Annotated in this window: 6 protein-coding genes; all 6 read left to right on the top strand. The window is 39.2% G+C overall.

Annotated features, from left to right (window positions below; translation table 11 throughout):
• The first annotated feature begins 148 nt into the window (after window positions 1-148).
• The 6 genes from ACFIMU_RS07270 (at window position 149) to ACFIMU_RS07245 (ending at window position 11858) form a co-directional block, all read left to right on the top strand.
• Complete coding sequence (locus ACFIMU_RS07270) at window positions 149-1747, top strand: BID domain-containing T4SS effector (RefSeq protein ID WP_375687692.1); 1599 nt, start codon at window positions 149-151, stop codon at window positions 1745-1747.
• 308 nt (window positions 1748-2055) lie between these two features.
• A complete protein-coding gene (locus ACFIMU_RS07265) occupies window positions 2056-3225 on the top strand; it encodes a BID domain-containing T4SS effector (protein ID WP_375696957.1) in 1170 nt (389 codons plus the stop codon).
• Window positions 3226-3568: 343 nt separating this feature from the next.
• Window positions 3569-4414 (top strand): BID domain-containing T4SS effector, encoded by an 846-nt coding sequence (locus ACFIMU_RS07260; RefSeq protein ID WP_375607244.1) that lies wholly within the window; start codon window positions 3569-3571, stop codon window positions 4412-4414.
• Window positions 4415-4768: 354 nt separating this feature from the next.
• A complete protein-coding gene (locus tag ACFIMU_RS07255) occupies window positions 4769-6049 on the top strand; it encodes a BID domain-containing T4SS effector (RefSeq protein ID WP_375607243.1) in 1281 nt (426 codons plus the stop codon).
• 294 nt (window positions 6050-6343) lie between these two features.
• Window positions 6344-8308 (top strand): BID domain-containing T4SS effector, encoded by a 1965-nt coding sequence (locus ACFIMU_RS07250; protein ID WP_375696956.1) that lies wholly within the window; start codon window positions 6344-6346, stop codon window positions 8306-8308.
• Between the two features lie 319 nt (window positions 8309-8627).
• Window positions 8628-11858, top strand: a complete 3231-nt coding sequence (locus tag ACFIMU_RS07245) for a BID domain-containing T4SS effector (protein ID WP_375696955.1) — start codon at window positions 8628-8630, stop codon at window positions 11856-11858.
• Window positions 11859-12493 lie beyond the last annotated feature (635 nt).

Below are 12493 nucleotides of genomic sequence, written 5' to 3'. Positions count from 1 at the left end.
AACGATTGATACAACCCATACACTTGAGGGAAAAATGCTCCCTCTCATAACAACCAAAATCTCAAAAGAATACGCGAAGGGGAATTTTTCACATGGCAGCGTTTAAGACGCTCATCAACCACCACCCTACCTACTTAGGAGAGATTACATGTTAGAGCAAAATTATCTATATAAAGGAACCAAAACACTCAAAAATAAATATGGCATCAAAGACCCTAAAAAACTCTATCAACGCAGTACCCATGACGTCACTAAAGCAGCCGTAAATTTTCGCCATGAACCACCCCCACAAAAATTTGATGCTTCCTATCTAAAACTAATCCACTGGAGCCTCTTCTACGAAACTTTTGAATGGGCGGGCCACACCCGCGATACATCCTTTACATTTGAAGACGGCACTTCTGCCCATATGCCGGCAATGCGTCCCAAAGGTTATGAAGCTCCTTTTGCTATCGGTCCACAGATAAAAAAAGAACTCATACAACTCGAAAAAACACTTAATGAGAAGAACAATTTAAAAGGTTTATCGCGCCAAGAATTTGCTGAAAGTGCCGCTGAAGTTTTTATGGCGCTTGAACACGCGCATCCTTTTAGAAAAGGGAATGGGCGCGTCAATCGAATGTTTATGGAAAAACTTGGACAAGCAGCAGGGCATACCATTGACTTTTCTTTCATCACAAAAGGACGCATGACAGCAGCTTGTATTGAAGCCATGCAATATGGCAATCCTCAACCGATGAAAGATCTTTTTGAAGATATCACGCATCCGCAAAAATCCCTTGTTTTAAAAGAATTCATCTCCCAAATGAGAAACGCTGGATTGGATGAAATTAACAATCGTGTTGTTGTTGCTGCAAAAGAAGATGTAACCTATGAAGGCATCTTTAGAGGTTTTTCAGCAGAAGGTTTTGTCATGGAAGTAGAGGGAGCTTTCGTCGTCGGACACAAAGATGATCTTCCCCCAGAACAAGTCAAAACATTACAAAACGGTGCTCACCTCTGTTTTCAAAAAACCAACGTTCAAAGCTTAAAAGAAATACTGATCCCAAAAGAAACATTAGCCCCTTTTACCCATGAAGAGTTATTTGAAAGGATTTCAAATGACGCTTATGTTGAAGCATGCCGAAAAGAAATCGAAAATTTATCAAAGACTGTTTATGGTAAAACCCACGCCTTAAAGACAACATTAGGTATCGTAACGGCAGCTCCAAACTTGGGAAATCAATTTGCCGATGAAATTTTAGAAAACCCTCAATCAATTTCTAAATTTGCAGGAAGTAAAATACTTGGCATGAAAAGTTCAAATCGCAGACAAGCCGAACAGACTGTTCCACAACTCAGCCAAGCCTTTAAAAATTATGCCACAATAACACAACAAACAAAAGAAGAAATTTTAGAGCAACACCAAAGAGAACAAAATCGATTGAGTCACGCTGTCGAAAAACCTGGAAAAAATTTACAAAACCTTTTTTCCTTATCAGAAGAACAACAAAGGGAAGCTTTATTGCATTCTCGTTCACTGCGACAAGAACTCCATACCTTTTCACGACAACTACACAATCGTCTATCCTCAGAAGATCGTAAAGCCATACAAGAAAAAGACCATACCAGACTAGCGTGCCTCCTTGGGACATCGGAAAGCAAAGCAAAAGAAATTGCGAATACTGTAAAGAACACCCAAGAAGCACAATGTCAAGCCCGCAGCTTGAAAGTTAGTCGCTCTTCATCGCTTGCTCTTACCGGCTAAAAACGCGTGAACTTTTGCCTTCCAACTAACTCTTAGCGCCAATCATTTTATCTCCATTGCGCCCACCTATTGTTTTAAAATGTTACAAAAGATAGTCCTAAAAATGAATCCTATAATTTACTATAACTTATTGATAATATTTCATAAAAAAACTGTATAAAAGACATAAATGTCCATTACATATCAATATGAATAGCGCGAAGTCTTTGGAGACCATTCAGTTTGATATTCTTCTTTTGTCTTAAAAAATATCAAAAAGTGGGAAATGCGCCAAAGAGGTTTTCTAAAAATATTGAAAGGAAACAGCCATGAAAAAAAATCACCCAAGCCCTTCTACCAATGTAGAGGAACTAAGACGACAAGTTGACCAACAAAATCTAGGTGCTTCTAATGTAGAAGACCTCTACGCAAAGGTTAATAAACCACCCAAAGAACAGCGCACCTCACCTCAATATACACTTCAACAACCACCAAAAACGGTCTATGCTCCCCAAAAGCCACTTGACCAACAAAACCTAGGAGCTTCTAATGTAGAAGACCTCTACGCAAGGGTTAATAAGCCACCCAAAGAACAGCGCACCTCACCTCAATATACACTTCAACAACCACCAAAAACGGTCTATGCTCCCCAAAAGCCACTAGAAAATCCCTATGACAGACTTGGTGGAAGACCAAGTGATGGGCGACGCACCGACAGACTCGTAAACCCCTATTCAATAACAGATTTGGCAGCGCAAGATTGGCAAACACCTTACGACACAGTTGGTGAAGGTGCACAGGGTGGACGACATCCCCAAGAACCAAAACATCATCTCTATTCAGAGCTTGAATTTGGTACAGAAGGTGGTCGCTCTCCCCAAAGACCACTCGAATCTGTCTATGCAACGGTTGGCATGGGGGCTGAAGGTGGGCAAGAGTCTGAACAACTAGAAAATCCCATCTATCAAGGCGTTGGCGGAGGCAGAATCTCCCCTCCCAGAACCCCAAAAGATGTGGTTACAACAAAGCTTTTAAAAAACGTAGACTTTCAATATGGTGTAAGAGAAATCCAAGAGCGATGCAGAGTTGTTTATAAAAACGAACATGCTTTGAATGGACCACTTGCGAAGATCCTTGATGATCCTAAGGGTGCAGAAAAAGTCTTATGGGAGCTTGCAGAAAATCCTGAAAGCGCTGGTAAGCTTGCAGGTCACAAAATACTTGGTGTGAAATCTCCAAACCGCAGAGAAGCTGAAGATGAGTTTACCCACCTTTGCTCAGCTCTTGAGAGACATATACATAATACACAAAAGCTCCATAAACAGTTTACACGGGAGCAGGAAAGAGAAAGAAGTCAAAGACACGAAAGTCCAGAAAGAGACCCAGAACACAGACATCACCACCATCATCATCACGCAAGAGGACGAGAATACAATAGTCCAGAGCCCAGCCCACAACAACAAAGACATGGAGAAAAAGGAATGGCTTTTGCCATGTAAGGGGAGCATAAACATAAAAACAGATAGTTTTTGTTTTTCATGTAATCTTTTTTTCAGTGAGTTTCTTGGTGCAAATCATTTTATCATGATTGCACCAAGAGTTGTTTTAAAATATTACAAAAAATAGTTCTAAAAAAGAATCCTATAATTTATCATAACTTATTGATAAAATTTCATAAAAAAACTGTATAAAAGACATAAATGTTCATTACATATCAATATTGAATAGCGCAGAATCTTTGGAGGTCATTCGGTTGGATATCTTCCTTATATCAAAGTTATCAAAACTAAAAGTGGGGAATGCACCAAAGAGGTTTTCTAAAAATATTGAAAGGAAATATGTATGAAAAAACATCATCCACATCCTTCTGCAAATCCAGAAGCCCTCTATGCAACAGTTAATAAACCAAACAGAGGAAACCAGCGCGGACCAACCCCAGAAGAAGACGTTTTATACGCATCCGTTAGCAGTATTTCTCCTTCCAAAGGGAGACATCCTGATCGGGGAAGAGAAAGTCCTGAAACCGACTATGCAACGGTTGCTCCCCCAAAACGTGAAAAGGAAGTTCTATACACATCAGTGAGCAGCGTTTCTCCTCTTTCAAGAGGGAGACATCCTGATCGGGGAAGAGGAAGTCCTGAAACCGACTATACAACAGTTTCTCCACAACAAAGAGGAAGATCTCCATCTTCCCTCACAACGGAGCAAATAACTGTCATACTTTTAAAAGATCCACATGTTAAAGCATATGGAGAAGAGGTCATACATTGGGGTGCAACTGTCTATGGAAAGGACAATATTTTTCAGAAACACTTGCAAGACATACTTACAGATCCCCGTAAAGGAAAAGACCTTTCAAATCAACTTGCTGAAAATCCTGAGTCTATACATAAGCTTGCGGGCCACCAAACACTTGGCATAAAAAGCCAAGCACGAAGAGCAGCTGAAGATGGTTTTAGATTGCTCGTTGATGCCGTTGATGGTTATACGAAAGCTGTAGAAAACGCAAAAGAACAGCTATTGCAAACCCCTCTAGCGGAACAAAGACGCCATCAAGAAAATTCTCAGCAAGTTGAGAGACACCATCATCATCGTCATCATCACACAAGAGAACAAGAACACAATAGTCCAGAGCACAGCCCTCAACGACAAAGACATGGAGAAAAAGGAATGGCTTTTGCCATGTAAGGGGGCATAAACATAAAAACAGATAGTTTTTGTTTTTCATGTAATCTTTTTTTCAGTGAGTTTCTTGGCGCAAATCGTTTCATTGCGATTGCGCCAAGAATTGTTTTAGAATGTTACAAAAAATAGTCCTAAAAATGGCGCCTGTAATTCACGATAACTATTGATAACTTATTGATAATATTTCACAAAAAAACTGTAGAAAAGACACAAATGTCCATTAAGCTGATTAAAAATAGCGCAGATCTTTGGAGCTCATTCAGTTCGATATCTTCCTTTATCTCAAAGCAATCCAAGCATAAAAGGCAAGAGTGCTCCAAAGAGGTTTTCTAAAACAATTTTTGAAAGGAAACATGCATGAAAAAAAAACACCCTCATCCTTTTCCATCCTCTTCAATACAAGAACTTATAAAGCTCTATGAACAAGCGGCGGCAGAGGTCTCAGGCGCAGCCCCCCTTCCTAAAGAAACACCTTCAAAAAGCAAAAGACTATCATCCATACCGGAAGAAGATGAGGAAAGACAATCTCTTTTAAGCGAAGAAACTGTACATGCATCAACAAATCGAACAGCTTCGTTAACAAGAGGCAGCTCTACCAAAAGGCAGCAAAAACCTGAAACGACACACTCAACAGTTACTTCACAAGTTACCCAAAGGACAACAAGAGTTCTCTCAGAGGAAGAAATCATTCTATTGCTTCCACACCATTCATTGGTTCGAACCTATCAAGAGGAAATCCAACATTTATCCGCAAAAGCCTATGGTAACCCAAACATTTTGCAAGAAAAAATGCAGGAAATTCAAAAAAATCCTGCTGCAGGAGAAGAGATCTCATGGCGCATGGCAGCTCATCCTGAAAGTATCGCTAAACTTTCCGGCACCAACATGTTGGGCTTTAAAAATCGAACGCGTAGACGCGCGGAAGAAAGTTTTTCCGCTCTCAGTATCACCGTTGATTGTTATACAGAAGCCGTAAAACAGGCAAGAGAGAGCCTCTTACAATCTCCAGAGCAAGAACTCAAAAACTATGAACGCTTAATGGGGAAGGAAGCCGTCGCTAAACTTCTGCAAAAACCAGATCAACGTGAAAAAGAAACTCTTTCAGAGACAGAAATTTCTACCCAAATTCAACAACATTCAAAAGTCAAAAGACACCGCGCCCAAATCCAATATTGGTGTAAAGTTGTTTTTGGGAACGAAAACATTTTGCAATCACAAACAGAAGAGCTTTTCCAAAACCCTGAAACAATAGAAGCACTCGCACAGCAACTTGTCGGAAATCCTCAATCTTTTCACAAGTACGCTGGTCATAACTTTTGTGGCTTTAAAAATCAAGCACGCAGACATGCTGAAGCGGGTCTTTCTCACCTCATTGACGCCGCTGACAATTATGCAACAGCTGTAACACAAGTAAGAGAGAGCCTTTCAAAAACTCAGCAGACAAAACAAGGACACAATGAAGCATCTTCTGAGAGAGCGCAAATCTTGCATCAACAACAAAGCGTCTCACAGTCTGCTCAACGCGTTGAGCTTTCAACAGTAACGCATGAAGGAGCAACAACCTCTACTCAACAAAGAGAAACAGATATTCGTCCTCGCAAAACTGCCGCCCCAAAAGCGATGGCTTTTGCCAGTTAAACAGACATAAGTTTTCACGTTGAATCCAACGTCTTGGCGCAACCATAGCAGAGGTGATTTGCGCCAAGAAATGGGGAAATTCATTCCTCCGCTACTTAATCTCAGCTATTGATCAAACAATATTTAGAGAGTGATTATGATCTGAACCATGAGAGTCAAATCTTGTGAAGCTTCTCAGTTTCATATTCTCTTTCATATTAGAGTAAGTGAAAAAGCATAAAACAGAATAAAAACCAACGTATATTTTTAAATAGTATTTAAAAACAATATTGAAAGAGTTTGAAAGGAACATGCATGAAAAAAAGAAATCCCTCCCCTTTTATCACCGAAATGATGGAAAAATTTCAACAACAGGCTGAACAATCCCCCACCAGCCCCCCCCCTCCCCAAGTTTCTCAAAGTTTGCCAAAACCAACTGTACAAAAACGCCCAGAAAATTTATCCTACCACCCAAAAGTTGCTCCACCACCTCCCCCACGTATGAAAAGCCCAGTGCAAACCAGCACAATGCCTCCTAACGCCAAAAACCAAGAGACACCTCCCCTACAAAAAAAAGCAGCTCCGCCAAAACCTCAGCGTGAAAAAGAGAGACAACAACATAAACCGACAGTTCAAGAGTCCCCCTTCCTACAGACAAAAGTGGCTCCACCCCCTCCTCCACGCATGAGAGAAAAAACACAAACCGGCACAAAAATCTCCAACTCAAAAATCCAAGAACACTCCTCTCCGCACACAAAAACAGCTCCACAAAGACCTCCACGTGCAAAAGAGAGGCAACAACATAGACCAACAGTTCAAGAGTCCCCTTCCCCGCAAAAAAAAATGGCTCCGCCCCCGCCCCCACGTATGAGAGAAAAAACACAAGCCGACGCAAAAATCCAAAAGCATGAAACCCAAGAAAGCCCCTCCACGCGCATAAAAATGGCTCCACAAAGACCACCGCGTGCAAAAGATAGAGAACAAAATAAACCAACTGCTCAAGAATCCCCTTCTCTACAGACAAAAGTGGCTCCGCCCCTTCCCCCACGCATGAGAGAAAGAGTACAAAACAGCACAAAAATTCAAAATCCTGAAACACACGAACCAAGTGTTAGACCCAAAACATCATCACATATGAAAGTCAGGCAGCAAAGCAGTTCATCATCACAAGACAGTGGAACATATGCCGTCCCGCCTTCAAGAAAACCGCACCGTATGGAAAACAGAAAACAAAGCGATACTGTCGTCCCAAAAACTTCCTCTCCACACACGGCAATTGAACAACCAAAACCGTCTCACGAACAAAAACCATCTATTAATACAATGGAAAGAGAGCTATTGCTCGTAGCATATCAAGAAGAAATACGATTTTTGTGCGAAAAGGTTTATGGCGAACGGCTTATTTTAAGTGAAAGAATAGAAGCAATCAAAGAAAACCCCGATATGGGAGAACAGCTCTTATGGGATGTTACAGAACGGCCTAAGTCTATTTCTAAGCTTGCTGGTAGAAAAGTTCTTGGCATAAAAAATCATGCGCGCAAACAAGCTGAAGAAACTCTTCCTACCCTATGTGCTGCTATTAACGGTTATGTGTATACTTCAAAATATACAAAAAGTGAAAGTATTTCTCAAGGTCCTCACACGGAACAACAACATCAGCGACAAACACAGGAGGAAGAGCTAACAAATCAACATTTACAAAATCCGCTCAATTCAGAAAAGAAAATAAAACCTCTCTCAAATCAGGAAATTGCTCGCAGAGTTCAACAAGATCCATCGGTTCAATATGGTCAAAGAGAGATCCAATATTGGTGCCAAATTGTTTATAAGGATCCATTTATTTTGCAATATAGAATAGAAGATATGCACAAAATTCCAGAGATAGGAGAAGAAATTGTATTTCAAATTGAAAAGGATTGTACATCTTTTGCTCCTCTTGCTGGTAAGCAAGTCCTTGGCTTAAAAAACGGAGCACGAAAAGCTGCTGAAGAAAATCTTCCTACCCTTTGTACCGCCATTAAGGATTATGCTGAAACTGTAAAACAGTTAAGAGAAACCATTGTGCAAAACCATCAGGCAGAACAACAAAAACGTCATCAACCGCTTAACGATCTCGATAAAAAATTGCAACAGCAGCAAAACTTATCGCAGCCCTCAAAGCTACCTGAGCGCTCAACAGCAAAGCGGCATCAAGAAATTGCAGAAACTTCTAGACAAGAAAATCAACCGCATGTTCGACCGCGCAGAGCCGAAACATCAAAAGCAATGGCTTTGTCGTGACAGTATAATCATCGTTGACTTTTCATACAAAACTTTGGTGCAATTATCTTGCCAAGATTGCACCAAAAACGGTGTATGAAATACAGAAAACTTTGAATAAGGCACCCCATTATTTTACAGAATTCATTGATAAAATTTCACGATAATACTTCATAAAAATTACAAACTGTAACTTTGTTCCATGCGAATAAGGTCAATTTTTTCAATCATTCAAATAGGCACTCTTCTTTGAAGAAAACGCTATGAAAATAATAAAAGGCAAAAAATGTAAAAAAGAAGATTTTAAAAAAATAATGTTACCATTTGAAAGGAAATATGCATGAAAGAAAACACAGAACATTGTGCCTCCTCTACACCGGAAGAATTGCAAGAACAACACTCTGCAATTAATGCAGCCATTTCAAAGCAAATCAATGAAGAAGCGCAAAAATTTTTCTACCCCAATAGCAAAGTGCTTAAAAATAAATACCGCATCAAAGATAACGAAATATTAAAAGAACGCTGTTCTAATGATGTAAAAGAAGAAATGATAAAACTGCACCAAGAACCTCTACCAGAGCAGTTTAATGCCTCTTATCTAAAATACCTTCATCAACGCCTCTTTTCCCGCACATTTGAATGGGCCGGACAAACGCGCGAAGAGCCTTTTACATTTGAAGATGGCACTGTTGCTTCTATGCCCATTTTGAAAAGAAAAGAATTTACAAAACCTTTTGCGATTGGCAGAAAAATACAGGAGGGACTAGAAAAGTTAGATAAAACGCTTGCTGAAAAGAATAATTTACAAGACTTAACTCGCGAAGAATTCGTTGAACAAGCAGCTAGTATAATGATAGATTTGCACCACTTGCATCCTTTCAGAGAGGGCAATAGGCGCACAAAGAGACTGTTTGTTGAAAAACTCTCTCAAGCAGCAGGACATGAGCTAGACTTTTCTCTTGTGAGCAAAAAACGTAAAAACTTTGTCCGCGTCGCTGCCATGGAACATGGCGACCCAGAGCCTATGAAGCATCTTCTTGAGGATATCTCAAATCCAGAAAAATTGCTCCTCTTACGAGAATTCACCAACTCTATGAGAGAGCTTGGATTAGATGAAAAAAATTATCATCTCGCTGTCGTTGCAAAAGAAGGAGAAACCTATCATGGTACCTATAGAGGCAGTGGACCCAATGGCTTCATGCTTGATGCCAACGGCATTTTCATCTTGGGAAATAAAAAAGATCTCACCCCAGAGCAAATACAGACATTAAAAATCGGTGACGCCCTCTCCTTTACAGCACAAAAAGTTCAAAAACCAGAAAAAACCCAGAAAAAAACATTGCTTCCAGAAGAAAAAGAAGAAAAAAGAGCCACTCTTAAAAACGATGAAATAACTGAAAAGAGCAAAGACAAAACATCCATTCAAACAAAGAAAAAGGGAAAATCCTATTTTTCACCATGGATTGCCTCTCATGTTTTACATGACAGCGTTGAAGTTATGCCCAAAAGTTTGCAAGCACAAGAAAAAGAACAAATGACACAACCAATTGTTCAATCGGCTTCCGCTATGAGGCAAATGCAAAAAGATTTTCAAAAAAATATTTTACAGAGCAATAATACAGCGACAAATGATCCAATATCTGTCAAAATGACAAAGGAAACACGCTCTGATCATCCAGAAATAGAAAAACAGCCTATCAAAAAAGCAATGGCATACTGGGATACTGGTACAAGAAAAACGGACACCATCCCTCTCACCTTACAGGAGAAATTATCATCACCACCTGAAACCGAAGAAAATAAGACAATACACCGTAATTTCTTTTACCCCAATAGTATCACCTTAAAGAATAAATATGGAATAAAAGACTACGGAAAATTAAAAGTGCAATGTGCCCATGATACAACAAAAGCAATCATTCATCTGCGCCAAGAAGCGCCACCACAAAAACTAACCTCCACATATCTCCAATATATTCATCACACCCTATTTAAAAATACTTTTGAATGGGCCGGACAAACACGCGAAAAACCATTTACATTTGAAGATGGTACCGTTGCTTATATGCCAATGATGAAAAAAGCTGGTATTTCTTTTGCCTCAGCAAAACAGATACAGGAGGGACTAGAAAATTTAGATAAAATACTTGCTGAAACGAATAGTTTAAAAGGCTTAACCCGCGAAACATTTGTTGAATATGTCACTGAAATGTTGATACAGCTCAACTATACCCATCCTTTCAGAGAAGGTAATGGACGCACGCAACGAATGTTTTTTGAAAAACTTGGGCAAGTTGCTGGCCACACACTCGACTTTTCTCTTGTAACAGAAAAACGTATGAATCTTGCCAGCATTGCATCGCTAAAACATAACGATAAAGAAGAAATGAAACATCTGCTTGAAGATATCTCAAATCCAGAAAAAATACTTATTTTAAAAGAATTCATGGACAGTATGAAACATATCGGGCTTGAGAGTATTCATCATCATCTTATTATAACAGCAAAAGAAGGTCATACCTATAAAGGCTTTTACAGAGGCAGTGGACCCAATGGCTTTATGCTTGATGCTAACGGAATTTTCATCTTGGGAAATAAAAAAGATCTCACCCCAGAGCAAATACAGACATTAAAAATCGGTGACGCTCTCTCCTTTACAGCACCAAAAATTCAAAACCAGCAAGAAGTGCTTATCCCCGCACAAACAATAGCCCCCCTTACCAACAATGAAATTGCCACAAGGATAAAAAACAACGTTTCCATTCAAGCAAAAAGAAAAGAAATAGAAACTTTGTGCCAAATCATTTATGGCAATCGTCATATTTTGCGGGAAAGAATTGAGATGATCCATGAAAATCATATTGAAGGAGAACAACTCTCCTATCAAATTTCCACCTCCCCCCAATCTATTTCTAAGCTTTCTGGTAGCAATGTATTTGGCATAAAAAACAACGCGCGCGCCCATGCTGAAGCAAATATTTTGCCCCTCTGTAAAGCCATTGATCGTTATATCAATATTTCTAAACAAACAGAAAGAGACATTCTCCATACCCATCATGTAAAACAAAGGCGGTGTGAACAGTCGGTAGAAATACCTAAAGCTTGGATAACAAATCTCTTTTCCGTGTCAAAAACACAACAGCAAGAAACGTTATCAAACTCTCCCGAATTAAGGGGGGAGATAAGGACTTATATCAAAAAAATCAATGAGCGCTTATCCTCAAGCGAGCATGAAGCTATAAAAGAAAATAATCCTGAAAGACTTGCGAAGAGTCTTGGCACATCAACCATCAAAGCAAAAGAGATTATGGAAATAGTCAAGCAGATAAAAGAGATAGAACAGCATATACAACCCATGTATTTTTATAATCATAAATTCGATGAGCGTTTCGCACCAAACCAGCATCAATCTATAAAGAAAAACAATGAAAAAAAATGTTCCAACACTCTTGATAAAGAGGCAATTAAAGTGCAAAAAATGACAGAAAACGTCAATCAGAATCCCAAAAGACAAGAAAATATTCAACCTCACAAAACGGCACACGCAAAAGCAATGGCAATGAATGTCTAAAAGGTTCATAAACTTTAACTTTTTCGCCCCCTCTGGTAAAAATGATAGCCTTTATCCCCCTTGCCTTCATCGGCAAATCAATCGCACCTCAAAGAGAATGGAAACCATGAGAGAGTAATTTTTATCTTATTTCCTCAGATTTTATCCTCATCAACTGTGAAAAGAAACCTGAACAGGAAAAATGCTGTTGAAAGATCATGTCTTCCTATCCTCTTGTTTATGTAATCTCTAAAATGGGAGGGCCGGCAAATTTGGGGAAAACATAAAGCCGTAAAAGTGAAAACCAATCACCAACTTTACCATTACCTTTTAGCTCAGCCTTACGACTTTTTAAAAGATCTAAAGCGCTGTTTTCTTAATAATGAATAAATAATGGAAATGGCGCATTGCTCCACGCTTTTATTTTATTGGAGTTCTTTTAATAGGGTCACACCCCTCACATAAAACAGAACGGTATTGGCTTACACTATTCACGATATCACACCATAAAGGGAAATGATCATTATATATCCCTTCAAACTGTTATGATATCACTCGCATATTTCAGTTTGAAAAAGAAATTTTAATTATTTTATGGCAACAATAAAAATTTTAATGCAACAGTAAACAAGGAGCATAAAAAAGTCTTCAAGCAC

The organism is Bartonella sp. AC70YNML, assembly GCF_042196545.1.
In the GTDB taxonomy this organism is placed as follows: domain Bacteria; phylum Pseudomonadota; class Alphaproteobacteria; order Rhizobiales; family Rhizobiaceae; genus Bartonella.
This window is presented reverse-complemented; position numbering and strand designations above follow the sequence as displayed.

What these genes read in the sequence shown, in the direction of transcription:
- ACFIMU_RS07255 (WP_375607243.1), top strand. Translation starts at nt 4,769, where the DNA reads ATGAAAAAAAAACACCCTCATCCTTTTCCATCCTCTTCAATACAAGAA.
- ACFIMU_RS07260 (WP_375607244.1), top strand. Translation starts at nt 3,569, where the DNA reads ATGAAAAAACATCATCCACATCCTTCTGCAAATCCAGAAGCCCTCTAT.
- ACFIMU_RS07250 (WP_375696956.1), top strand. Translation starts at nt 6,344, where the DNA reads ATGAAAAAAAGAAATCCCTCCCCTTTTATCACCGAAATGATGGAAAAA.
- ACFIMU_RS07245 (WP_375696955.1), top strand. Translation starts at nt 8,628, where the DNA reads ATGAAAGAAAACACAGAACATTGTGCCTCCTCTACACCGGAAGAATTG.
- ACFIMU_RS07270 (WP_375687692.1), top strand. Translation starts at nt 149, where the DNA reads ATGTTAGAGCAAAATTATCTATATAAAGGAACCAAAACACTCAAAAAT.
- ACFIMU_RS07265 (WP_375696957.1), top strand. Translation starts at nt 2,056, where the DNA reads ATGAAAAAAAATCACCCAAGCCCTTCTACCAATGTAGAGGAACTAAGA.